This is a genomic window from Streptomyces sp. NPDC002309, assembly GCF_053593375.1.
In genome coordinates this window covers 63,316-86,139 of sequence record NZ_JBSFCI010000020.1, presented here as the reverse complement: position 1 = coordinate 86,139, position 22,824 = coordinate 63,316, and the positions used below count along the sequence as shown (strand labels likewise).

Below are 22,824 nucleotides of genomic sequence, written 5' to 3'. Positions count from 1 at the left end.
ACGACGCAGGAGCGGACGGGCCATGACCGATCGATCGGCTGACCACGACGGCGTCGTGGACGCGGGAGCCCCGGAGGCGGTGGGCTGGGCATCGCTCCTGGTGGACGGCACCAGCCGGGTGATCGAATGGAGTGAGGGCGCCGAACGGTTGCTGGGACACCGGGCACGCGACATCGTGAACCGGCCCCTCCTCGACCTCCTGCCCGACTCCGCGTCCGGGGTGCCGCTCGCGGCCGAGGTCCTGGTCGAGCACGCGGACGGAGGCACGATCGGCTGCAGGATCCGCGCCCACGCCGTGCCGGAACACGGCACCGGCACCGTCTGGCGGGTGGAGTTCGCGCCGAGCGCGGAGGGCGGCTCCCCGGCCCTGGAGCAAGCCCTGCTCGACGCGCTGTTCACGCGATCCCCGATCGGACTGTTCGTGCTCGACCCCGAACTGCGGCTGGTGCGGTACAACGCCGCCGCCGAAGGGATGCCGGGACTCGGGACGAGGCAGGCACTGGGGCTGACTCCCCGTCAGGCATGGCCCGACCTCGCTGCCCACGCCGCCGAACAGGTGATGGCCGAGGTCCTGCGGACCGGCGAGCCCGTCATCGGATTCGAGAAGCGTGGCCGGCCGCCCGGCGACCCGGAACACGAACATGTGTACTCGGCGGCCATGTTCCGGCTCGAGGACGAGAACGGCCGTGTGCTCGGGGTGGCCGACACCGTGGTCGACGTCACCGACCGGCATGCCGCCCAGCAGCGGCTGGCTCTCGCCGCCGAGGCCGGGACACGTGTCGGCACCACACTGGACGTCCTGCGCACCGCCGGGGAACTGGCCGAACTGGTCGTGCCGCGGCTGGCGGACAGCATCGCCGTGGACCTTCTGGCGCCCGTACTGAGCGGTGAGGAGCCACCGCGCGCACCGGGCGGGGAGGATCTGCTGCGCGCGGCATCACGATCGATCCGGTCCGACGCCGAGTCCGGCGTGTACGCCGTCGGTGAGACGAGCGGCTACCCCCGGTCCGCGCCCGCCGTCGAGGTCCTCGGCGACCGCCGTCCTCGCCTCGTGAGGGAACTCGACGCCGACAGCGCATGGGTGACGGCTGATCCTGTCCGCGGCCGACGCATGCTGGAAGAAGGCGTGCACTCCCTGATGGTGGTGCCTCTCAACGTCCGCGATCGCGTCCTCGGCCTGGCCGCCTTCCACCGGTGGGGATCGCGGGCGCCCTTCGACGAGAACGACCTCGCCCTGGCGCAGGACCTGGCCGGACGAACGGCCGTGGCTCTGGACAACGCACGCCGCTACGTCCGCGAGCACAACGCCGTGGTCTCCCTGCAACGCGGCCTCCTGCCGCGCGCGCTCACCCCTCCCAGCACGATCCACGCGTCTCATCATCTGGTGCTGTCCGGCGCGGGAGGGGACTGGACGGACGTCCTCCCCCTCCCGGGGGCACGCGCGGCCCTCGTGGCGGGACGCACTCCGGGGCGGGGCATGCAGACGGCGGCCGCCATGGGACGTCTGCGCACCGCCGTGAGGGCACTGGCCGATCTGGACCTGGCCCCGGACGAGATCATGGCCCGTCTCGACGACCTCGTACGGCAGACGGACGCGGAGAACCCGGGAGCCGACGGCCTTGCCGGAACGACGTGTCTCTACGTCGTGCACGAACCCTTGCACGGCCGGTGCACGGCGGCGGCCGCGGGACCGGCGGGGCTGGCGTTGGTCCTCCCCGACGGCGGCGTCTCCTTCCCCGACCTCGTCCCCGGAGCACCGCTCGGCAGGCCGGGACCGCCCTTCGCCAAAAGCAGGACGGACCTGCCGGACGGGAGCCGGCTGGTTCTCTACACGCCGGGCCTGCTGCAGTCGTTCCCCGACGAGGTCGCCCGGGCCACGCTCGCGCGACTCCTGGCGTCCTCGACCGACTCCCCCGAGGATCTGTGCCTCCGTCTCACCGAGACATTGGTGCCGGTCGATCCCCCCGAGGACGCCGCGGTCCTGGTGGCCGACACCCGGGCCATGGACCCCACCCGGGTCGCGGAGTGGGAGTTGCCGCCCGACCCCGCGGCCGTCGCCACCGCGCGCTCCGTCGCCTCCGACAAGCTCCGCACCTGGGCTCTGCAGGACGAGGCGTTCGCCACGGAACTGATCGTCAGTGAACTGGTCACCAACGCCATCCGGTACGCCCGGCCGCCCATTCGCCTGCGGCTGATCCATGACCGGCGACTGACGTGTGAGGTGTTCGACGGCAGCAGCGCCGCACCGCATCTGCGGCACGCCAGGGCTTCCGACGAGGGCGGGCGCGGCCTCCTGCTGGTCTCACAGTTCGCCGAGCGCTGGGGCACCCGCCAGGAGGAGATCGGCAAGACCATCTGGGCCGAGCAGCCCCTCGCGACGCCGGCGTGAGCGCGGACGCGGTCCCCGGCCCGGTCGCACCCCCGGCACCTCGGCACGAGGGCCATGGCTCACACACCGACCTCCCACGACCCGTCGGTATGCGATCAGTGGACGGTCACAGTCCGTTCTACATTGCCCTCCTGCACCACCCGGTCGGCGAGATCCAGGAGGGTCGTGTCGTGGGTGGCCACCAGTGCCGTGATCCGCTCGCTGCGGACGACCGCCCGCAGCAGTTCCATCACGGAGTGCCCGGTCTCCGCGTCGAGCTGGCCGGTCGGCTCGTCGGCGATGAGGATCGGGGGCTGTTGGCCAGGGCACGGGTGATGGCGACACGTTGACGCTGCCCGCCCGACAACTCGCCGGGACGCTGCGCGGCATGGTCGGCGAGCCCCACGAGAGACAGCAGCAGGTCGACGCGTTCCCGCCGCTCGCGCGGATCGGCCCTGCGCTACCGCAGCGGCACGCCCACGTTCTCGGCAGCGGTGAGGACGGGGATGAGTCCGAAGGACTGGAAGACGAAGCCGATGCGCTCCCGGCGCAGCCCGAGGAGAGCGTCCTCGCCGAGGTCCCGCAGGTGGAGTCCGTCGACAGTCACACGTCCGCTGTCCGGCTCGTCCAGGCCGCCGACGATGTTCAGCAGGGTGGTCTTTCCCGAGCCCGAGCGTCCCTTCAGAGCGACGAGTTCGCCCGGGGGGACCTCGAAGGAGACACCGCGCAGCGCGCGAACGGCGCCCGCTCCCCGGCCGTACGACTTGTGCACGTCAGCCACCTGCAACATGGCTCCCGCCACCGCCTGCCCCATCGCACCCCTCGTCTGCTCCCGTGTTTCCGCGGCGCGCGACTATCCCACGCCCGGCCGACGTCCTGGAACACCTCACCTGCCCGGTAGCTGCTGGAACGCGGCAAGGCCAGATCCCTCAGTACCGGCGGTCGCGCTCCTGCTCCAGCAGCGCTTCGAGATCGTCGAGGCGATCCAGTCCCCGCACCACCCGCGTCATCCGCGCGTTGTGGGAGAACCGTTCGCGGTGCCGGTGCAGAAGGTTCCAGTACCCGGCGGTGAAGGGGCAGGCGTCCTCGCCGACCCTCACGGACGGCTTGTACCGGCAGGGGCCGCAGAGGTCGCTCATGCGGTGGATGTACGCGCCGCCGGATGTGTAGGGCTTGGTGGTCATGCGGCCGTCGTCGGCGTACTGCGACATTCCGACCACGTTCGGCACCATGACCCAGTCGTAGCCGTCGACGAAGCTGCGGTGGAACCAGTCGGTGACGGCCTGGGGGTTCCACCCTCGCTGCAGGGCAAAGCTGCCGAGGATCATCAAACGGGGAATGTGGTGCGTCCAGCCTGTCGCCCTGACCTGCCCCAGGACATGGGCGAGGCAGTTCGCCGCCGTGCCGTCGGGGGACAACTCCGCGAACCAGTCCGGCAGGGGTTCCTGGTGGCGCAGCGCGTTGCTCGCGCGGTACCGCGCGCCGAAGTACCAGTAGACGTGCCACACGAACTCACGCCATCCGGCGATCTGCCGGACGAATCCCTCGGCGCTGCTGAGCGGCACCCCGCCCGACCGCCATCGGGCCTCGGCGCGTGCGACGCACTCGGCGGGGTCCAGCAGCCCGAGGTTGAGCGACGAGGACAGCAGGCTGTGGCTCATGGTCGCGTCGCCGGCGAGGACGGCGTCCTCGTAGGGGCCGAACGTGACGAGCCGGTGGTCGACGAAGCGGCGGAGCGCGGCGAGAGCCTCCCGGCGTGTGGCGGGAAAGACGCGGGGCGCGTCCTCTCCGACGAACTCGACGTCCCCGTCACGCGCCCAGCGGTCGAGATCGGCGCGCACCTCGGCGTCGATGTCGTCCTCCCGAGGGCGGTAGGGCGCCGGGACGCCCAGTTCGCCCGCACCGCGCGGTGGCGGCTGCCGGTTGTCGTGGTCCAGGTTCCAGCGGCCGCCGGCGGGACGGTCGCCCTGCATCAGCAGGTCGTGCCTCCGGCGGACCCAGCGGTAGAAGTCCTCCTGGCGAAGATGCCGCGTACCGCGGTCGTCCGCCCAGCCCCTGAAGTCGTCGTGCGTCACGAGGAATCCGCGGGCCGGCAGCACACGTACCGAGGGCAGCGCGCGGACGAAGGCGAGGGCCGCGTGGGACGTGGGGTGGTGCACGGTCACCCTGCCGTCCCCCACCGCCTCGCGCAGACCCTCGCGGTAGGTGTCCGCCTTGACGTACCGCACCCGGTCCCCGAGCTCGGCCGCGCGATGACGCATCGCGGAGAGGATCAGATGGGCCTTGGCGCGATGGAAGCGTCGCCGGCGCAGGACGCTGCGCGCCTCGATGATCAGTACCGGCGCGTCGCGGTGCGGCACGCCTCGCGCGGGACCGAGGAAATGGGGGCCGAGCTGATCGCCGAACAGCCAGTGGGGGATACCGGGCTCTTCCTCAGACATGCCGAGCGCTCCGTCGACGTTCCGCCGCCTCGCCCGCGCCGTTGCCCGGCGCGGCGTCTCCTGCGCAGATCAAAGCGCACCGGTGAACGGGCGGTGCGCGGTACACGCCGGAAGCCGCACACCGGGTGCCGCCGACGGCGAGGCCACCGCGAGCGCGCCCCGGTGGCGCGGCGGCGTGGTCGGCGGGTTAACTGGCCTATGTCGAGGAGAAATGAGGTGGATCATGCCTCATGCGCGACGACTTCGTCGGGCCGCACCATGACCGGCACCGACGCGCCCGACGCGGCCGAGATCTTCGAGGTGGCCCTGTTCCGGCAGGCCCGGGCGGGTCTCGAGGTGTACGACCTGGACCTGCGCGTGCTGCGTTCGAACCCCGCGGCGCTGGCCATGCGGGGCCAGCCCGAGGAGAAGGTGCTCGGCGCGGAGTTGAGGAGCCTGGACACCGGCATCCCCCTCTGGCCGATCATGAGCCAGGTCGTGCGGGACGGCCGGCCGGCGCTCGACCAGCGGGTCCCGGCCCGCCCGAGCGACGACCCCCACCACCGGCACGTGTACGCCGTCACCGGCTTCCTGCTGCGCGACGAGGACCGGGCGATCGGCGCGGCGGCCATCGTCCACGACATCACCGAAACGGTCCGCAAGCAGAACGAACTCGATCTCCTGAACGTCGCCCGGTCCCAGATCGGCACCTCCCTCGACGCGCTGCGGACCGCCCAGGAGCTCGCCGACATGGCCGTCCCCCGCTTCGCGGACGCCGTGGCGGTCGACCTGCTGGAATCGGTTCTGACCGGCGACGCGCCGATCGGTCCGGTGAGCACCCGGCTGCCGATGCGACGGGCGGCGTTCCGCGCCAAGGACGGCGGGTACGGCGCCTACCCCGTGGGCAGTGCCAGCTCCTTCGCGTTCCCCACGCCCTACACGCAGGCGCTCGCCGATCTGCGTCCGCGGCTGGTGGACTCGGTCCACTCGGCCGACAGCTGGCTGGACCACGACCGGCTGCGGGCCGAGTTCCTCACGCGCGCGGGTGTGCACTCGCTGATCGTGGCGCCGCTCACCGTCCACGGGCTGCTGCTCGGCCTGGTCAGCTACTACCGGGAGGGGTCCCGTTCCGAGATCTTCGACGAGGAGGACCTGTCGCTGGCGAGCCAGCTCACGGCGTGCACCGCGCTGTGCGTCGACAACGCCCGTCGCTTCACGCGCGAGCGCACGGTCAACACGGCGCTGCAGCGGAGCCTGCTGCCGCGCACCCCGCCCGAGGTGACGGCGGTGGACCCCGCGCACTGCTACGTGCCCGGACGCTACGGGGCGCACTGGTACGACGTCCTCGACCTCTCCAGCTGCCGCGTGGGCCTGGTCATCGGCTACGTCCCCGGCGAGGACCTCTACGCCTCGGCCGCGATGGGCCGCCTGCGTACCGCGGTCTCCACGCTGGCCGAGATGGACCTGCCCCCGGACGAACTGCTGGCGCACCTCGACGACGCCGCCCAGCGGCTGGGCCGCGAACAGGACGACGACCCGGTCACGCTCCACCAGGCGCGGGCCCCCTTCAGCGCCACCTGCGCGTACCTGGTCTACGACCCGGTCACCCAGCGGTGCGCGGCGGCGTCGGCGGGCCACCCGACCCCGCTGATCACCAACCCCGAGGGCGTCGTGAGCCGGCTCGACGTGCCGGTCGGTCCGGCGCTCGGGCGCGGGACCCCCTACGAGTCCTCGACCACCGACATCGGGGTCGGCAGCCTGATCTCCCTGTACTCCGACGGCAGCGCGGACCGCCACCCGGCTGAGGCGCGGGACCGGCTGCGCAGACTGTGGGAGGCGGTGGCGGACGTCGCGAAGCGCCCCGCGCAGATCTGCGACTCGGCGGCCTACAAGGTGCTCCGCACGATCCCGCAGGACGGAGCGGCGCTCCTCGTGGCCAGGACCCGGCGCCTGGATCCCGGACATATCGCGTACTGGACCTTCCCCGCGCGGCCCGCCTCCGTGGGTGAGGCGCGGCGCGCGGCGCGGAAGTGGCTGGCGGGCTGGGGGCTGGACGAGCAGGCCGAGGTGATGGAACTGGTCGTCAGCGAACTGACGACCAACGTCGTCACCCATGCCCAGGGACCGATCCGGCTGCGGCTGATCCTCGACCGGACGCTGACCATCGAGGTGTCCGACGACGCGGACACCGCGCCGCACCTGAGGCATGCGCGGCTGCAGGACGAAGGGGGACGGGGACTGTTCCTCGTCGCCTCCCTCGCGGGCCGCTGGGGCACGCGCTACGGGGACAGCGGCAAGACGATCTGGGCCGAGCAGCAACTGGTGGAGCCCTAGCGTGCGCGCGGCCGGACGCCGAGGACGAGCCATGACCGGGCGCGCCCGAGCATGCCGGTGAAGACGCCCCGCGACCCCGCGCCGGGCCCTGGGCTGGACCTCACGGGTCAGGCGCTGCTCACCATGACGGCCGGATGTGTCAACGCCGTCGGGTATCTCGCTCTCGGGGGCGTCTTCGTCAGTGTGATGACCGCGAATCTGGCCCTGCTGGGTCTCGCCGGGGGCGTCGGCGCGCCTGCCGTCGCGCGGCTCGCGGCCGTGGCGATCCTCGCCTACTGGGCGGGGGCGGCCGTCGGCAGCAGGGTGGCCCTCGGTTCGCTGCGCCGTCACCCGGTCGGCCTGAAGGGCGCGCTGGCTGTGGAGACGCTGGTCCTCTGGGCGGTGTCCGTGGCCTGGATCGTCGCGGACGCCAGGCCGGGGAGCGTCCAGCAGGCGGTCCTGCTGGCGGCGGGCGCCGCGGCCATGGGCTGCCAGGGCGGTGGGGTCCGCGTGGCGACCAGCGGGACGGCGAGCACCTCCTACCTGACCGGAGCGATGACCGGGGTGATCGCGGAGCTGGTGCGGAACCGAAGGTTCGACGGAAAGGTCGCCCTGGTCATCGTGTGCATGCCGGTCGGCGCCGCTCTCGGCGGCGTGGCCGTCCGGTGGGCCCGCCTCGCGGCGCCGGGCATCGCCGCCCTGCTGGCCACGGCGGCCCTTCTGCTGGTCGTGCGCCGGTCAGGACGTCACGCGCGGGGCGGTCGGGCTCCTTGAGCTGTCGTGCGTCCTCCGACGCCGGCCCCGCGCGTGGCGCCCTGTGGGGGCGTGCGTGCGGGGCCGAGATCGTCGGAGGGTTCGGCGCCGTGGGCGCCACCGAGGGGACGAGCCCTCAGCCCGTCGTCACTCGTCTTCGCCGCCGTGGTGCTCGCCGTGGTACTCCTCGTGCTCCTGCTCGGGCTGGATGACGAAGTCGCCACCGACGGCCGTGGCGTCGGCCTTCGAGTGGGCCTCCGCGATGACCGGGGGAGCGCCCTCCTCCTCACCGGCGAAGCTGACGCCGGCACCGAAGGTGGAGAGCCCCGCGACCGCCACGGCGACGACCGCGGCACGCTTGAACTGGAACATGTGACAACCCTTTCTTGTCCAGGCTGGACACCTGGCTCGACTACACGATGTGAATATATACACACGATGTGCGACAATCCGGGATCTATGCCGCAAGTGTCGCGTCGTCGTCGAAAACAGGCACCGTAAACGGCACCGCCGGGGCCAGGCCGAGGCCCCAAATGCTCTCGTCGCCTGTCGACCGCGCGTCCGGCACAGTGGAGATATGCAAGTCGGACGCATCACCCAGTGGCCACGGGGCGCTCGCTCCGGTGGCCGGAAGAAGGACGGGACCGGATGAACCACCTGAAGGTCCGCGACCTCATGAGCGACGCCGTCGTGCGCGTACAGGGCGGAACGCCGTTCAAGGAGATCGCCCATCTGCTGCAGGAGTACGACATCACCGCGGTGCCCGTGGTGGACGACCGGGACTCTCCGGTGGGAGTGGTCTCGGAGGCGGACCTCCTGCACAAGATATGGGGCGGACAGGACGACGACATGGACTCTCCCGACGCGCGCCTGCTGCAGAGCAAGGCCCTGGCCACCGACGCGGCGGGCCTCATGACCTCGCCCGCCGTCTGCGCGCGCGAGGACTGGAGCGTCGTCGAGGCCGCCCGGGTGATGGCCCGGCACGGGATCAAGCGGCTCCTGGTCGTCGACGACGATCGGCGGCTGATCGGCGTGGTGAGCCGGAGCGATCTGCTGCGGGTCTTCCTCCGGAAGGACCAGGCGATCCGTACGGAGATCGTCGAGGAGGTCCTGGTGAAAGCCCTGGGCCAGGCCCCCTCGGCGGTCCAGGTGGACGTGACGCACGGGCACGTCGTCCTGAGCGGACGGCTCTCCTCGCCACTCGCGATCCCCGAACTGGAGGACCTGTGCCGCGCCGTCGACGGCGTGGTGGCCGTGGAGTTCAGACCCGTGCGAGAGGCCGGCGCCGACCAGGCGCCGCAGCTGCGTGCCTGATCATGCCGGTCCGAGCGGCGGGCTCGCCCGTCATGTGAGGTGTTCGCGGAACCAGGCGAGGGCGGCGGCGCTCGCCTGGTCGAACTCGGTGGTGTACGGGTCGAAGTGGCCGCCCTCGAGCAGGTGCAACCGCTTCGGTTCCAGCGCCCGTTCGTAGGCGGCGAGCGCCAGGTCGGTGACAGTGACCGTGTCGTCGAGAGCGACCAGCATCAGCAGCGGTGTCGGCGAGACCCTGGTGACCCAGATTCCCGGCTCGTACATCCGGGCCGCCCTGGTCGAGCGGACCGTGACCTTGTTCTCCCACACGCCCTCGGGGATCGGCTGCAGATAGAAGTCGACGGCCTGTCGCGACCGGTACGACGCCGGCACCGCGGGATCACCGCTGACGACGGCCACCGTGCGCGGGGCCTCACCGCGGAAGCGTGCCCGCTCGTCCTCGTCGAAGGACTCCTCGAGGCCGGCGCGGGCATCGGGATCGACGCGGCGCAGCCCCTGCTCGTAGCCGCTGATCGTCGGGACCTGCGCGACGACGGCCCGCAGCCGGCGGTCGGTCGCGCCCAGCACGATCGCGTGGCCGCCGGCGTAGCTGGTGCCCCACAGACCGATGCGGCGGGCGTCGACCTCCGGTCGGCTCTCCAGGCAGGAGACGGCCCGTCGCCAGTCGGCGATCTGCTGCCAGGGGTCCACGTCCTGCCGCGGCTCACCGTCGCTGGCTCCGAAGGTGCGGTGGTCGTGGAGCAGGACGGCGAACCCGTTCCCGGCGAAGGTGCGGGCGAAGGGCTCCAGCCCGTGGTCCCTGACGCCCGCGTATCCATGGGCCATGGTGATCGCCGGATGCGGACCCGGTCCGTCCGGCAGGAAGAGCCAACCGCGGAGCGTGACACCGCCGTCGGCTCCGAACTCGACGTCCTTGCGTTCCATCCTGAAGAACCTCCTGGAGAAGGCGGGGCTCGACCCGGCGGAAGGGAAGGCGAAGGCCACACACCATCCTCCCAGAAGGCGCAGAGGAGCAGAAAACGGAGGAATCCTCTAAGAACGCGCGGGGGAGACCATCACGACGCATCTTTCACCGCGACCGAGGAACTGGGAAGAACAGCACCATTTCCCGTCCCGGCGCAGGGCGCGCCGCGCAGTACCGAGTGGACAGACACCCACGACACCCGCCGCGGAGGGAGGAGCGATCCGATGCCTGTCTTCCATGCCCACATACCGGCCGACCGCTTCACACCGGAACAGAAGCGCGCACTCGCCGACGCCCTCAACCAGTCCTTGGTCCAGGCCCTGGGCATCCCCGAGGGTGACCGTTTCATCATGATCAGCGAGCACGGGGAGAGCGAGCTGTCCCTGGATCCGACGTTCATGGGCATGCGGCGCAGCGGCGACGCCATGATCATCACCCTGCTCCTCGGGGCCCACCGCCCCCTGGACGACAAACGGGCGGTGGCCGCGGCCATAAACGAACTGGCCGTCGAAGCACTCGAGGTCTCCCCCGACGACGTCTTCATCGCACTGATCCCCGTGCCGAACGAGAACTTCTCCTTCGGCAGGGGCGAACTGCAGCTCGCCGGAGAGACCCCGCCCTGGTGAGCCGCCGCGACCTGGGCCCCTTCACCCGAAGCCAGGACTCAGGAGTCAGCAAAGCCTCTTGCTTTTTGCAAGTGAAAGGGTCAGGCTCGTCGACGGAGACATACGGATGCGAGGGAGTTGTGGTGCAGGTAGCCGTGGTCACCTTCGACGGGTTCAACGAACTCGACAGTTTCATCGCTTCCGCCTTGATCAACCGGTGCCGCGGCGACGGCCTGGAAGCCTTCATCACCACCCCGACGCCGGTGGTCACGTCGATGAACGGCGTCGAGGTGACGGGTCAGCGCCCGATGGAGTTCCTCCCCGAGGCCGACGTGGTGCTGATCGGCAGCGGTGTCAAGGCGCGTGACGTGGTCGCCGACGACCGGCTCGTCGCCAGGCTGCGGCTCGACCCCGCGCGCCAGCTCGTCGGCGCCCAGTGCTCGGGTGCGCTGGTGCTCGCCCGGCTCGGGTTCCTGGAGTCCATGCCCGCCTGCACGGACATCAAGACCCGGCCCTTCGTCGAGGCCCGTGGCGTCACCGTGCTGGACACGCCCTTCCACAGCCAGGGCAACATCGCCACGGCCGGTGGCTGCCTGGCCTCGCAGTACCTGGCCACCTGGGTGATCACCCGCACGCTCGGAGACGACGCCGCGCGCGCCGTCCTCGACTACGTCGCCCCGGTGGGCGAGAACCGGCAGACCGTCGAGCGCGCCCTGCACGCCGTCCACGCGGGCGAGGCCGCACTGCGCTGACGGGACCGCCGTCGGCGCAGTCAGGCCCTCTCCCGCAGCCCCGCGCGTCGCTGGAGCTGTGGGAGAGGGCCTGACGCGGCACAGCGACCGGCTCTCAGACGAAGGCGCTCTGTCCGGTGATCGACTTGCCGACGATGAGGGTCTGCATCTCGCGTGTGCCCTCGTAGGAGTAGAGGGCCTCGGCGTCGGCGAAGAAGCGGGCGACGCCGTAGTCGAGCAGGATGCCGTTGCCCCCGAAGATCTCGCGGCTCCAGGCGACGACCTCCCGCATCCGTGAGGCGACGAACCCCTTGGCCAGCGAGGAGTGTTCGTCCCGGAAGACACCGGCGTCCTGCAGGCGCGCGAGCTGCACCAGCATGCCCCAGGACGCGGTGATGTTGCCCAGGCTCTTGACGAGGAGGTCCTGCACCATCTGGAACTTCGCGATCGGGCGGCCGAACGCCACGCGCTCCTTGGCGTAGTCCAGGGCCAGTTCATAGGCGCCGATCATGAGACCCAGCGACTGCCAGGCGACTCCGCCGCGGGTGAAGCGCAGGATCTCGGCGACGTCCCGGAACGAGTGGATGTTCTGCAACCGGTTCGCCTCGGGCACCTGGACGTCCGTCAGCGTGATCTCGGCGTTCTGCACGATCCGCAACGCGATCTTGCCCTCGATCTTCTCCGCGCGGAAGCCCGGCGTACCCTTCTCCACGACGAATCCCTTCACACGGTTGTCGTCGACGTCGCGTGCCCACACCACGACGTAGTCGGCGAAGGTGGCGTTGCCTATCCACTTCTTGGCGCCGTTGAGCACCCAGGTGTCTCCCTCGCGCCGGGCGGTGGTCCGCATGCCGCCCGAGACGTCGGAGCCCCCCAGGGGTTCGGTGAGGGCGAACGCGCCGATCTTCTCCATCGTGGCCATCCGCGGCAGCCATCGGTCCCGCTGTTCCTGGTTCCCGCCCGCGTAGACGGAGTAGAAGGCGAGGCCGTTGTGGACGCCGAAGAACGTGGCGACCGAGGAGTCGGTGCGGGCGAGTTCCATCGCCAGCATGCCGCCCAGCAGATGGCTGATCGCGGGCTGGTGCTCCCCGTAGCCTTCGTAGGCCAGCGCGGACAGACCGCTCTCCCGGCACCTGTCGATCAGTTCGTCGGGGAGTTCGCCCTTGGCCCAGCTCTCGTCCACGAGCGGCCTGATCTCGTTGCGCATGAAGGTGCGGGCCTTCAGCAGGATCTTGCGTTCCTCGTCCGCGAGCAGTGACTCGTAGCCGTAGAAGTCGGCGGCCAGCTGGTCCTCCAGCGGCATCGTCGTGGTGCTCATCTCAGTTGTCCCTTGTGTTGACGTTCCTGACGGTCCTGGAGGTGTCGGCGGTCGTGCCGTTCAGCGCGGAGAGCACCGCCAGTTGCCTGCGGTCCCGCTCCTGGGCGAGTTCCGCGTAGGTGCGGGAGCCGTATGCCTTCTCCACGGCCTCGATGACCTGTTCACGGGCTTCGGCGCTCATCTCCGGCCGTCCCGGGTCCAGTTGGCCCATCGATCCACCGAGGTGCCCGACCAGGTGGCGGTAGCCTCCGGGGCCGCCGCCGAGGTGCTGGCCGAGGAAGAGGCCCACCGTCGACCAGCGGATACCGAGCGAGGTGGTCAGCACCTCGTCCAGTTCGTCCGGAGTGACCACGCCCTGCTGGACGAGGTAGGTGGCCTCGCGGCTGATGGCGTGCTGCAGCCTGTTGCCGACGAAGCCCGGGATCTCCTTGCGTTCGACGACGGGGGTGCGGCCGACGAAGGTGTAGAAGTCGACGGCGTCCTGGACGGCGTCCTGTGCTGTGCGTTCCCCGGGCACGACCTCGACGAGCGGGATCACGTGGGGCGGGTTGAACGGATGCCCGATCAGAATCCGGCCGGCGTCCTCGAGTTCCCCGGTGAAGTCCGTGGCCGGGATCGCCGAGGACGAGCTCAGCAGGAGCGCGTGCGACGGGGCTTCGCGGACCAGCGTGGCGAACAGTTCCTTCTTGAACGCGACGTTCTCCGGGCCGCTCTCCTGTACGACGTCGGCGTCGCGGACGGCTTCGGTGACATCGGCCGCGACACCGACCCGGTCGGCCAGTCCCTCGACGTTCAGGCCGAGCGCGGCCAGGTGGGGCGTGAACTCGGCCAGCGCGGTGGCGATCGCCTCGTCGAGGTCCGGGCGCGGGTCACTCACGCGCACGGTCAGACCGTGACCGGCGAACAGCGCCGCCCACGACAGTCCGATCGTGCCCGCGCCGATCACCGCGGCGGTGCGGAAGTGGTGGGTCATGGTGTGTCGGCCTTGAGGTAGTCGAAGACGGGCTTGACCGGAGCGAGGGTCAGGTCGGTGAGGACGTGGCTGGCGGAGACGACTTCCAGGACGGGCAGGTCGGCCAGCGGCGCGAGGACGTGCTGGAACAGCTGCAGTCGCGCGGGGCCCGTGTACGCGGCCTTGACCACGACGTCGGTGATCTCGGTGCGGACCAGTTCCTGGACGCGCGGGGCGCCGTCGTAGCCCGGGATGGTCTTGAGCATGAAGGTCGGCACGCTGATCTGCGCCTCGGCCTCGCACGTGTCGAGCGCGTGGTGCTTGTAGCCCATGGTGGCGGTGGCGACCCGCAGGGTGCCGTAGTCCAGCGTCCCGACGAGCACTCCGTGGTCGACATAGAGACTCGGTGCGGCGATGACCTTGGGATAGGCGCTGACCTCGCGCCCGGCGGCGGTCGCCGGGAAGTTGTCGAGGTACATCGCGTGCAGGTACTCGCCCCGCTCGCCCTCGAAGCTGACCTGGATCGCCTGGCCGCCCTCGGTGTAGGGGCCGTACCCGGTGACGTCGTTCATCTTCATGATCTCGAACCGCACCAGCGGCTCCTCGACGCGCAGGGGCTCCGGGACGACCGCGCGCAGGGCGTCGGGGTCGGTCCGGTAGACGACGTTGAGGTACTCGCGGTCGATGAACCACGGGACCACGGGCGGAAACGCGGGGCTGCCGAGCGGGGTGGCGGCATGACGCCGCACGTCCTCGATCCTCATGTCACCGCCCCGTCCATCGAGGGGCGCGGCGCTCGGTGAAGGCGGTCATGCCCTCACGCGCGTCGGCCGAGGCCATCAAGGCGCCTTGTTCCTCGACCTGCGCGGGGAAGACGGCGGTCTCCGGGACACCGTCGGCGGCCCGTACGAGCCTCTTCACCGCGGCCAGCGCGAGCGGGGCGTTGTGCGCGAGCCGCTCGGCGAGCCCGAGGGCGACGGCGACCGCCTCCCCGGACGGTGTGACACGGTTGGCCAGTCCCAGTTCCCCGGCACGGGAGCCGCTGACGGGCTCACCGGTGAGCAGGAACTCCATCGCCAGGTGGTACGGGATGCGCCGGGGCAGCCGGATCACGCCGCCCGCGGCGGCGACCAGACCGCGTGTGACCTCGGGCAGACCGAACGTCGCGTCCTCGGCCGCGACGATCAGGTCGCAGCCGAGGGCGAGTTCGAAGCCACCGCCCAGGGCGAAGCCCTCCACGGCCGCGATCAGCGGCTTACCGCGCTCGGCCTCCGTCAGTCCGCCGAATCCACGGCCCGGAACCAAGGGCGACTCGCCCCGCAGAGCGGCCTTGAGGTCCATGCCGGCGCTGAAGCTGCCGCCGGCTCCGGTCAGGACACCGGCACGGAGCCCGCTGTCGGCCTCCAGTTCGTCCAGCGCCGCGGCCAGTCCGGCGGCGACCGCCGCGTTCACCGCGTTACGGGCCTCCGGGCGGTCGATCGTGATCAGCAGGGTCGAGCAGACCCGCTGCACACGCACGTCATCGGTGGTCATCGCTTCTCCTGCGGTGCTGTGCGCGCTCAGCGGGCGGCGGCGAGTTCGGCGAGGATCTCCGCGGTGTCCTGTCCGGGAACCGGGGCCAGGCGGCGGATCGAGCCGGGGGTCGCCGAGAACCTGACCGGGATGCCGATCGTGCGCACCGGCCCCTCGGTGGGGTGCTCGACCGTCTCCAGCAGGTGGCCCTCGCGGACGTAGGAGTCCTCGTGCGCGTGGTCCAGCTCCAGCACGGGGCCGATCGGGATGCTGTGCTTCACGCACACCTCGGCCCACTCGGCGGTGGTCAGCGCGGGCGCGCACTCGTCGACCAGGTCGGACAGGTCGTCGACGTCGGCCAGGTCGAGGGACGGGCCGTTGACGCGCGGATCCGCGGCCAGGTCGGGACGGCCGGCGGCGGCGAAGAAGTCACGGTAGTTCTGCGGGTTGTAGGGGATCACCGCGGCCATGCCGTCCTTGGTGCGCCGCGCCTTGTGGTGCGGCGACAGCGACCGGGCGTAGCCCGTGGGTCCCGTCGCCTGCTCGAAGGTGTGCCCCGCGAGGTGCTCGACCAGGTTGAACGTGATCAGCGTGTCGGCCATCGGGATCTCCACCTGCTGGCCCTGCCCGGTGTTGTTCCGGTGCACCAGAGCGGCGAGCACGCTGTAGAGGATGGTCAGTCCGGAGACCTTGTCGGCGAGGATGGTCGGCAGATAGACGGGCTCACCCAGCGCGCGGTGGGCGATGTCGACCAGCCCTGACGCGGCCTGCACGGTCTCGTCGTAGGCGGCGGCGTCGGCCCGGTCGGAGTCGCCGCGGAAGCCGGCGGCGTGCGCGTAGACGAGGCCCGGGTTGTCGGCCGCGAGGTCGTCGTACGTCAGGCCCAGGCGGGCCAGCGCGCGGGGGCGCATGTTGGTGATGAGCACATCGGCGCTCCGGATGAGCCGCAGGGCCTGCGCGTGCCCCTCGTCGTCCTTCAGGTCCAGGGCCACGCTGCGCTTGTTGCGGTTGACGTTGAGGTGGAGCGGCGTCATACCGGGCGTGTTCCGGTACTCCCCGACGCGCAGGCCGTCCCCCGGTGACTCGATCTTGATGACGTCGGCACCCAGGTCCCCGAGGATCTGGGCCGCGTAAGGGCCCATGACCACGGTGGAAAGGTCGATCACCCGCACGCCCTCAAGAGGTCCGGTGGTCAGGTTCGCCGCCATTGTTCGCTTCCTTTCGTCGCCTTGCCCGGTGATGACAACGACGTTAATGGCGACGCGGCGGCAACGGAATTATCGTTTCACTAACGCCGGTGTGACCACAGCGGTCACACCGGATTCGGGGCGTGCCGGGACATCAGATGTGAAGGGGTTCGGCAAAGACCGTGCGGGCCGCTTCGACGAGTTCTTCCAGGTCGCCGCCCGAAGCGCGGTCGCGGCGCCAGACGAGGGCGGTCTCCAGTTCAGCTTCGAAATCGGTGAACGGAAGGACCGCCGTGTTCTCGACCGCATAGCCGTGCATGGGGCTGTCGGGATTGAGTATGGCGAAATAGAAGGCCATTCCGCTGGAGACTATTTCCGCGATTCCGCCGTAACCGGCGTCCGTCAGCTTGATGCGTTTCTTGATGCCCCGCTCGAACATTTCCCGGTCCAGCTGGTCGAAATAGGCTGATCTGATCTCATGGGGTGCGACGACGAGGGAGAGGTCACCCAGTTCGTCCAGCGAAACGCGCTCCCGCCCCGCGAACCGGTCGGCCGGCACCACCACCCCGAGCCGTTCCGTCATCACGGTCAGCATGTCCAGCGCGGGATCCCCGACCGGTGGCCGCGCGAGGGCGAGGGCGAGCCGCCTCTCGCCCACCCCGGTGATCAGCGCCTTGGAGGTACCGGGCCAGCGCAGCAGCTCGCAATCCTCCGCGACGCGCTCGGCGAGCACGTTGACCAGATCCCGCAGCCTCGGATGCAACCCGGTGGGCACTCCCACGAACATGCTGCTGCGCGCCGGCCGGGCCACCTCGCGCAGCCGGCACGGTATGGCGTTCATCTGGTCCAGCACCTCCCGCGCGAGGGGAAGCAGTGCCTCCCCGGCGGGCGTGAGCGCCACACTGTGGGTGTCGCGTTCGAACAGTCGGTGGTCGAGTTCCCGCTCCAGGTCCCTTATCCGTTGACTCAAGGGCGAAGTGGCCATGTGCATTCTCCGGGCCGCAGCCGAGAAGTTCAGTTCCTCCGCAACCGCCACGAAATAGCGCAAATGGAGCAGTTCCACATCGTCAGGTTAACCGTCTGGACGTGACCCCGCCCCGGATGTTGTCATGTCACCAACGACTCTTTACAACGATATACAGATCCGGGTGACCGCACGTGCCCCACATGTGCGGCATCCACGTCCCCTCGGGGACGGTTCCGGGAACGACCGTGGCACGCTCCCCTCTCCCCGCACGGACAGGAGCCCCCGCATGACCGTCGACCGCCGCGCCTTCCTCACCGCGAGCGCCCTCGCACTGGGTGCCGTCACACTCGGCGTCCGCTTCCCGCGGACGGCTTCGGCCGCCGTGCCGCCCGTCGCCGAGGACGCCTTCCGCAAGCTGCCCGCCGGCAGCGTCAGCGCACGCGGCTGGCTCGCCGGCCAGCTCCGGCTGCTGCTGGCGGGCCTGTTCGGCCAGTTCGAACAGCGATCGCACTTCCTGGACTTCGCCGACACCGGCTGGGTGAACCCCGACAAGCAGGGCTGGGAGGAGGTCACCTACTGGTTACGCGGCTACGTCCCGCTCGCGGTGGCGACCCGGGACTCCGCCGCCCTGGCGAACGCCCGTCGCTGGGTCGACGCGATCGTGGCCACGCAGGCGAGCGACGGGTTCTTCGGCCCGCGCGCCCTGCGCACCTCACTCAACGGCGGCCCCGACTTCTGGCCGTTCCTGCCGCTTCTGATGGCACTGCGCACCTGGGAGGAGTACTCGGGCGACGGCCGGATCGTGCCCTTCCTCACCCGGTTCCTGCGCTTCATGAACGCGCAAGGCAAGTCGGCGTTCGACTCCAGCTGGGTCTCCTTCCGCTGGGGCGACGGGCTGGACGTCGCGCACTGGCTGCACGGGCGCACCGGAGACGCCTTCCTGGTGGAACTGGCCGCCAAGATGCACACCTGGGGCGCGAACTGGACAGGGCCGAGTCCCAGTCCGCACAACGTCAACATCGCCCAGGGCTTCCGTGAGCCCGCCCAGTACGCCCAGTTCGACGGCTCCGCCGACCTCACCCGCGCCACCTACCGGGCCTACGAGGACGTGATGCGCGCCTACGGCCAGTTCCCGGGAGGCGGATTCGCCGGCGACGAGAACCTCCGGCCCGGCTTCGGGGACCCCCGGCAGGGCTTCGAGACCTGCGGCATCGTCGAGTTCATGGCCGGCCATGAGCTGCTGACCCGTATCACCGGAGACCCGGTGTGGGCCGACCGGTGCGAGGATCTCGCGTTCAACATGCTGCCCGCCGCACTCGACCCGCAGGGCAAGGCCGTCCACTACGTCACGAGCGCCAACAACGTCGGCCTCGACAACCGGGCCAAGACCCAGGGGCAGTTCCAGAACGGCTTCGCCATGCAGGCGTTCCAGCCGGGCGTCGACAACTACCGCTGCTGCCCGCACAACTATGGAATGGGCTGGCCCTACTTCACCGAGGAACTGTGGCTGGGCAGCCCCGACGACGGTCTGGTCGCCGCCATGTACGCGCCCAGTCAGGTGCGCGCCACCGTCGGGGCGTCCCGTACTGCCGTCGTGCTCACCACCGCGACGGACTACCCCTTCGGCGAGACCGTCACGATCACCGTCGCCACCCCGACACCCGTCGCCTTCCCGCTGCGGCTGCGGGTGCCCGGCTGGTGCCGAGGCCCACGGCTCACGGTGAACGGACAGCCGGTCGCCTCCCCCGACGGACCGGCCTTCGCCCGCGTGGACCGGACCTGGCGCGACGGCGACACCGTCACCCTTCAGCTCCCCCAGCGCACCACGCTGCGGACCTGGCCGGGCAACCACGGCGCGGTCAGTGTCGACCACGGACCGCTGACGTACTCGCTGCGGATCGGCGAGCGGTACGTACGGTACGCGGGCACCGAAGCCTTCCCCGAGTACGAGGTGCACGCCACCACCCCGTGGAACTACGGTCTGGCCCCCGACATACGGCCGGTCGTGACCCGAACCGGCGGACCCGTCCCCGACAACCCCTTCACCGACGAGACGGTGCCCGTACGGATCACCGCGGACGCCCGCCGGATCCCGGAATGGACCGCCGACAGCGAGAACGTCGTCGCCCCGCTCCAGGACGGCCCCGCCCGCTCGACCGCCGCCGCGGAACGGGTCACCCTCATCCCCATGGGCGCCGCCCGGCTACGGATCACCGCCTTCCCCGTGGCGTCCCCACAGGGCCGCCCGTGGACTCCGGAGCCGCCGTTCCGGCGCGTCCAGAACAAGCACAGCGGCAAGGTCCTCGCCGTGGACGGCATGTCGCTCGCCGACAGCGCCCGCGTCGTGCAGTTCTCGAACACCGGAACCGCCGATCACGCCTGGCAGTTCGTGGACCGCGGCGACGGCTGGTTCCTCGTCCGCAACGGGAACAGCGGCAAGGTCCTCGGCGTCGACCGGATGTCCACCGCCGACAGTGCGATCGTCGTCCAGTTCGAGGACAACGGCACCGCCGACCACCTGTGGACCCGCGTCGAGGACGCCGACGGCTGGTTCAGGCTCCGCAACCGGCACAGCGGCAAGGTCCTCGGAGTGGACCGCATGTCCACCGCCGACAGCGCCCAGGTGGTCCAGTTCACGGACAACGGCACGGCGGACCACCTCTGGCGGCTCGTCTGAGCCGTGCGTCAGGAGAGGAACGAGCGGCCGGTGGGCGCCAGCCGCAGCGTCCGGGGCGGCGCCGTCTGCTCGCGCGCGATGCCCGGCAGGACCTCGTCCCGGACGCGCGGACGGGCGTGTGCGTCGGCGAGGTGCCGTAGGCGGGCGCTCTCGCCGGGGTACGACGTGATGACGGCGACGACGTTCTCCCCGGCGCGGACGGGCAGCCCGGGGAACGTGTTCCGAGCCGGCTCGGTGATGAGCACCGCGAGCGGCGCGGGGCCCGTCTCCTGGAGGACGGGAAGGAGCCCGTCCCGGATCAGGGTCACGCCGTCGGACCGTCCGGGAGGGAAGGACCAGACGGTGACGGCGACGCACCGGTCCGGTGCGGGTGCGCCGACCCGCGGACGCGCGGACCGCGAGGGGGCGAGGTCCGTCCGGTCCGACAGGGGTCGCAGCAGCAGGACGTCGTCCGAGTCGAGCATGGTCGCGTTGGCCCGCGGGCCGTGCTCGGCCCAGACCGGGCCGCCGTAGAAGACGGACAGGGCGCTGTGCCGTGCCGCCATGTCCCGGAACCCGCGCAGCCAGACGAAGCGGTCCGGGTCGTCGAGATCGCGGAACTGGCCGAGCACCAGCATCCCGGCCTCCTCCTGGGTTTCGACGAACTCCTTGTCGAACAGCTCGACGAGTTCGTCCCGGCGGCCGGGACGCAGCGTGTACTGGCGCAGCTCGATCACGGCGGGACGGTCGGCGGGATCGTGGGAAGACACCTCGGGCTCCTGTTCGTTGCTCTTCCGAGCCCGGTTCCGGCCTTGCCGGAGCGGGCGTGAACAGACGGTAGAGCCGCGGTGTGCCAGGGGCTGTCAGTGTTTCCGGGGAGAATGCGCGCATGTCTGCCGGTCGGTTGTTGTCGGTGCTGCTGTTGCTGCAATCCCGTGGCCGCGTCTCAGCCCGAGGGATCGCGGACGAACTGGGGGTGTCGGTCCGCACCGCCTATCGGGACCTGGCGCGTCTGCAGGCTTCCGGGGTTCCGGTCTACGCGGAGCCGGGCCGCGCGGGCGGGTACCGGCTCCTCGACGGCTACCGCACCCGTCTGACGGGGCTGAGCCAGGGAGAGGCACGCGCGCTGTTCCTCGCCGGGCTGCCCGGCCCCGCCGCCGACCTGGGGCTGTCGGCGGAGGTGACGGCGGCTCGGCTGAAGCTGCTCGCCGCGCTGCCGACGGGACTGCGTGCCGAGGCGGCGCGGACCGCGGCGGTGTTCCATCTGGACGCCCCGGCCTGGTACCGGGAGCCCGAACCGACGCCGTTCCTGCCCCTGTTCGTCGACGCCCTGCTCACCCGGCGCGCGGTGGACGTGCGCTACCGGCGCTGGCGCGCGCCGCAAGAGGTGGACCGCCGCCTTCGTCCCTACGGCCTGGTGCTCAAGTCCGGTGTCTGGTACCTGGTGGCAGCGGCGCGGACCCGGATCGCCACCTACCGGGTCACTCAGGTGCTCGACGCGACGCCGACCGACGAGCGGTTCGACCGGCCCCGGGACTTCGACCTGTCCGCGCACTGGACCTCGTACCTGGACGAGTTCCAGGCGCGCCGGTACACCGGCACGGCGACCGTCCGCCTGTCCCCACGGGGGCGCCGGCGCCTGCCCGACAACCTGCCCCCGGAGGTGGTGCGGGCGGTCGAGTCCACCGCGAGGGCCGTCGGCGACGACGGATGGGTCGAGGCGGTCATCCCGACGGAGAGCACCGCGCACGCCTGCGGCGAGCTGCTGCGGCTCGGTGCCGACGTCGAGGTCGTCGGCCCGGCGGAACTGCGCGACAGCATGGCCGAGACGGTAGGTGTCCTCGCGAGGACCTACGGAATCGCCTGACCGTCAAGTCGCGGCCGTGCCCGGCGTCATGGGTGGACGTCAACTGGCGTGTCCGGGCCGACATCGCCACCCGGTCGCTGCGCTGCCTCGTCCAGGTCGATTCAGTTGCCTTGACGACCATGCCGCTGAGGTCGAGGAGTAAGAAGTCGCCTCGACTGGCCCGCTCACTGTGCCGGCGGCCGCAACCGCGACAATGGAGCGGGGAGTGCCGAACAAGCCGCAGTCCAGCCGGTGGTATCTGCTGCTCTGGTGCAGCCTCAGGACATTCCCGAAGGTGTGGGGGGAACATGAACCGAAGACTCGGCGGCCTTGCAGGGGCGCTCATTTTGGCCGCTGTTTCGACCGCGACAGGGTGCTTCGCCCGATACTCACCTTGTCCAGGGGAGGGCCCACAGCCGGACGGACTGGCCAGTCGGGATCTGGTCGGCACCTATCGAGATGCGGCAGGCCGTTCCGTAGCCCTCAAGGGGGATGGGACGTTCACGACGACGGGGTGGCCGACGGACCTTGAGGATGCCGAGGGCCCACCAGAGAAGCGAGACGGCAACGGCACGTGGGAGCTGACCAGTACTGACAGCGCCGCATTCCTCTCGCTGACGTTCCACAGGATCAGTGACTACCGGAACAGTTCGGAGAAGGGTGGCTACTACGGCACGGGGCTGTTCGTCGACGGAAGCCGGCAGGTCCCTCGCCTCTATGAGTACCGGGGCGACCCAGACGCCTGCGACGTCAACAGGTTCAAGCGCGCCAACTGAGCTGAGGCGCCTACGGGCGTTCAGACAGGCCGAAGGCAGCAGCGGCAACGCTTACGTACCCTTCAGGGCCGGTCTTCCGGCACGGCGACGGATACTGCTCGGGGTCCAGCAGCGTCGTGCCCAGGGAGGCGACCTTGTCGTCCTT

General features: G+C 70.7%; 19 protein-coding genes and 1 pseudogene. 9 read left to right on the top strand and 11 right to left on the bottom strand.

Translation table 11 applies throughout. From position 1 onward, the window contains the following. Positions 1–22: 22 nt before the first annotated feature. On the top strand, positions 23–2,389 hold the full coding sequence (locus tag ACWCPM_RS18450) for a SpoIIE family protein phosphatase (RefSeq protein ID WP_450977247.1): 2,367 nt from the start codon (positions 23–25) through the stop codon (positions 2,387–2,389). A gap of 95 nt (positions 2,390–2,484) precedes the next feature. Here ACWCPM_RS18450 and ACWCPM_RS18445 read toward each other — a convergent pair. Both ACWCPM_RS18445 and ACWCPM_RS18440 read right to left on the bottom strand, forming a co-directional pair. Beyond that, positions 2,485–3,182: pseudogene (locus ACWCPM_RS18445) on the bottom strand (ABC transporter ATP-binding protein). Between the two features lie 115 nt (positions 3,183–3,297). After that, a complete protein-coding gene (locus tag ACWCPM_RS18440; RefSeq protein WP_450977246.1) occupies positions 3,298–4,809 on the bottom strand; it encodes a cryptochrome/photolyase family protein in 1,512 nt (503 codons plus the stop codon). Positions 4,810–5,025: 216 nt separating this feature from the next. On the opposite strand from ACWCPM_RS18440, the gene ACWCPM_RS18435 reads away from it, so the two are divergent. Continuing rightward, a complete protein-coding gene (locus ACWCPM_RS18435; protein ID WP_450977245.1) occupies positions 5,026–7,122 on the top strand; it encodes a SpoIIE family protein phosphatase in 2,097 nt (698 codons plus the stop codon). 51 nt (positions 7,123–7,173) lie between these two features. Then, positions 7,174–7,875: a YoaK family protein gene (locus ACWCPM_RS18430; RefSeq protein ID WP_450977244.1), complete on the top strand. Its 702-nt coding sequence runs from the start codon at positions 7,174–7,176 to the stop codon at positions 7,873–7,875. 126 nt (positions 7,876–8,001) lie between these two features. On the opposite strand, the gene ACWCPM_RS18425 is transcribed toward ACWCPM_RS18430, so the two are convergent. Continuing rightward, positions 8,002–8,226 (bottom strand): hypothetical protein, encoded by a 225-nt coding sequence (locus ACWCPM_RS18425; RefSeq protein WP_450977243.1) that lies wholly within the window; start codon positions 8,224–8,226, stop codon positions 8,002–8,004. Between the two features lie 276 nt (positions 8,227–8,502). On the opposite strand from ACWCPM_RS18425, the gene ACWCPM_RS18420 reads away from it, so the two are divergent. Beyond that, positions 8,503–9,168, top strand: coding sequence for a CBS domain-containing protein (locus ACWCPM_RS18420; RefSeq protein WP_450977242.1), 666 nt, complete (start codon positions 8,503–8,505; stop codon positions 9,166–9,168). A 30-nt stretch (positions 9,169–9,198) separates the two neighbouring features. Here the strand turns inward: ACWCPM_RS18420 and ACWCPM_RS18415 are convergent, their stop codons facing one another. After that, on the bottom strand, positions 9,199–10,089 hold the full coding sequence (locus ACWCPM_RS18415) for an alpha/beta hydrolase (protein WP_450977241.1): 891 nt from the start codon (positions 10,087–10,089) through the stop codon (positions 9,199–9,201). 264 nt (positions 10,090–10,353) lie between these two features. Between ACWCPM_RS18415 and ACWCPM_RS18410 the strand changes: the two genes are divergently transcribed. Beyond that, positions 10,354–10,755 carry a tautomerase family protein gene (locus ACWCPM_RS18410; protein ID WP_450977240.1) on the top strand — a complete coding sequence of 134 codons (402 nt, stop codon included), beginning with the start codon at positions 10,354–10,356 and terminating at the stop codon, positions 10,753–10,755. Positions 10,756–10,877: 122 nt separating this feature from the next. Then, positions 10,878–11,486, top strand: coding sequence for a DJ-1/PfpI family protein (locus ACWCPM_RS18405; protein ID WP_450977239.1), 609 nt, complete (start codon positions 10,878–10,880; stop codon positions 11,484–11,486). Between the two features lie 94 nt (positions 11,487–11,580). On the opposite strand, the gene ACWCPM_RS18400 is transcribed toward ACWCPM_RS18405, so the two are convergent. From ACWCPM_RS18400 to ACWCPM_RS18375, 6 genes are all read right to left on the bottom strand, one after another. Continuing rightward, on the bottom strand, positions 11,581–12,783 hold the full coding sequence (locus ACWCPM_RS18400; RefSeq protein ID WP_450977238.1) for an acyl-CoA dehydrogenase family protein: 1,203 nt from the start codon (positions 12,781–12,783) through the stop codon (positions 11,581–11,583). 1 nt (position 12,784) lies between these two features. Further along, on the bottom strand, positions 12,785–13,756 hold the full coding sequence (locus tag ACWCPM_RS18395) for a 3-hydroxyacyl-CoA dehydrogenase NAD-binding domain-containing protein (RefSeq protein ID WP_450977237.1): 972 nt from the start codon (positions 13,754–13,756) through the stop codon (positions 12,785–12,787). Continuing rightward, positions 13,753–14,499, bottom strand: a complete 747-nt coding sequence (locus tag ACWCPM_RS18390) for an acetoacetate decarboxylase (RefSeq protein WP_450977236.1) — start codon at positions 14,497–14,499, stop codon at positions 13,753–13,755. The genes ACWCPM_RS18395 and ACWCPM_RS18390 overlap by 4 nt, the downstream gene beginning before the upstream one ends. 1 nt (position 14,500) lies before the next feature. Further along, on the bottom strand, positions 14,501–15,268 hold the full coding sequence (locus ACWCPM_RS18385; protein ID WP_450977235.1) for a crotonase/enoyl-CoA hydratase family protein: 768 nt from the start codon (positions 15,266–15,268) through the stop codon (positions 14,501–14,503). A 26-nt stretch (positions 15,269–15,294) separates the two neighbouring features. Then, the gene (locus ACWCPM_RS18380) at positions 15,295–16,455 is read right to left on the bottom strand and encodes a CaiB/BaiF CoA transferase family protein (protein WP_450977234.1); all 1,161 of its coding nucleotides are present in this window, start codon (positions 16,453–16,455) and stop codon (positions 15,295–15,297) included. A 133-nt stretch (positions 16,456–16,588) separates the two neighbouring features. Continuing rightward, positions 16,589–17,497, bottom strand: coding sequence for a LysR family transcriptional regulator (locus tag ACWCPM_RS18375; RefSeq protein WP_450977233.1), 909 nt, complete (start codon positions 17,495–17,497; stop codon positions 16,589–16,591). A gap of 190 nt (positions 17,498–17,687) precedes the next feature. Here ACWCPM_RS18375 and ACWCPM_RS18370 point away from each other — a divergent pair, with 190 nt between their 5' ends. Beyond that, positions 17,688–20,078, top strand: a complete 2,391-nt coding sequence (locus ACWCPM_RS18370) for an RICIN domain-containing protein (RefSeq protein WP_450977232.1) — start codon at positions 17,688–17,690, stop codon at positions 20,076–20,078. Between the two features lie 8 nt (positions 20,079–20,086). Here ACWCPM_RS18370 and ACWCPM_RS18365 read toward each other — a convergent pair whose 3' ends face one another. Continuing rightward, positions 20,087–20,827 (bottom strand): putative quinol monooxygenase, encoded by a 741-nt coding sequence (locus tag ACWCPM_RS18365; RefSeq protein WP_450977231.1) that lies wholly within the window; start codon positions 20,825–20,827, stop codon positions 20,087–20,089. A gap of 119 nt (positions 20,828–20,946) precedes the next feature. On the opposite strand from ACWCPM_RS18365, the gene ACWCPM_RS18360 reads away from it, so the two are divergent. Continuing rightward, entirely contained in the window at positions 20,947–21,924 is a 978-nt protein-coding gene (locus tag ACWCPM_RS18360) for a helix-turn-helix transcriptional regulator (protein WP_450977230.1), read from the top strand. A gap of 287 nt (positions 21,925–22,211) precedes the next feature. Next, positions 22,212–22,679 carry a hypothetical protein gene (locus ACWCPM_RS18355; protein WP_450977229.1) on the top strand — a complete coding sequence of 156 codons (468 nt, stop codon included), beginning with the start codon at positions 22,212–22,214 and terminating at the stop codon, positions 22,677–22,679. The last annotated feature ends 145 nt before the right edge of the window (positions 22,680–22,824 follow it).

Excerpts from the sequence above, each read along its gene's own strand:
- ACWCPM_RS18450 (WP_450977247.1), top strand. The coding sequence starts at position 23 with ATGACCGATCGATCGGCTGACCACGACGGCGTCGTGGACGCGGGAGCC.
- ACWCPM_RS18440 (WP_450977246.1), bottom strand. The coding sequence starts at position 4,809 with ATGTCTGAGGAAGAGCCCGGTATCCCCCACTGGCTGTTCGGCGATCAG.
- ACWCPM_RS18430 (WP_450977244.1), top strand. The coding sequence starts at position 7,174 with ATGCCGGTGAAGACGCCCCGCGACCCCGCGCCGGGCCCTGGGCTGGAC.
- ACWCPM_RS18425 (WP_450977243.1), bottom strand. The coding sequence starts at position 8,226 with ATGTTCCAGTTCAAGCGTGCCGCGGTCGTCGCCGTGGCGGTCGCGGGG.
- ACWCPM_RS18420 (WP_450977242.1), top strand. The coding sequence starts at position 8,503 with ATGAACCACCTGAAGGTCCGCGACCTCATGAGCGACGCCGTCGTGCGC.
- ACWCPM_RS18415 (WP_450977241.1), bottom strand. The coding sequence starts at position 10,089 with ATGGAACGCAAGGACGTCGAGTTCGGAGCCGACGGCGGTGTCACGCTC.
- ACWCPM_RS18410 (WP_450977240.1), top strand. The coding sequence starts at position 10,354 with ATGCCTGTCTTCCATGCCCACATACCGGCCGACCGCTTCACACCGGAA.
- ACWCPM_RS18400 (WP_450977238.1), bottom strand. The coding sequence starts at position 12,783 with ATGAGCACCACGACGATGCCGCTGGAGGACCAGCTGGCCGCCGACTTC.
- ACWCPM_RS18395 (WP_450977237.1), bottom strand. The coding sequence starts at position 13,756 with ATGACCCACCACTTCCGCACCGCCGCGGTGATCGGCGCGGGCACGATC.
- ACWCPM_RS18390 (WP_450977236.1), bottom strand. The coding sequence starts at position 14,499 with ATGAGGATCGAGGACGTGCGGCGTCATGCCGCCACCCCGCTCGGCAGC.
- ACWCPM_RS18385 (WP_450977235.1), bottom strand. The coding sequence starts at position 15,268 with ATGACCACCGATGACGTGCGTGTGCAGCGGGTCTGCTCGACCCTGCTG.
- ACWCPM_RS18380 (WP_450977234.1), bottom strand. The coding sequence starts at position 16,455 with ATGGCGGCGAACCTGACCACCGGACCTCTTGAGGGCGTGCGGGTGATC.
- ACWCPM_RS18370 (WP_450977232.1), top strand. The coding sequence starts at position 17,688 with ATGACCGTCGACCGCCGCGCCTTCCTCACCGCGAGCGCCCTCGCACTG.
- ACWCPM_RS18360 (WP_450977230.1), top strand. The coding sequence starts at position 20,947 with ATGTCTGCCGGTCGGTTGTTGTCGGTGCTGCTGTTGCTGCAATCCCGT.
- ACWCPM_RS18355 (WP_450977229.1), top strand. The coding sequence starts at position 22,212 with ATGAACCGAAGACTCGGCGGCCTTGCAGGGGCGCTCATTTTGGCCGCT.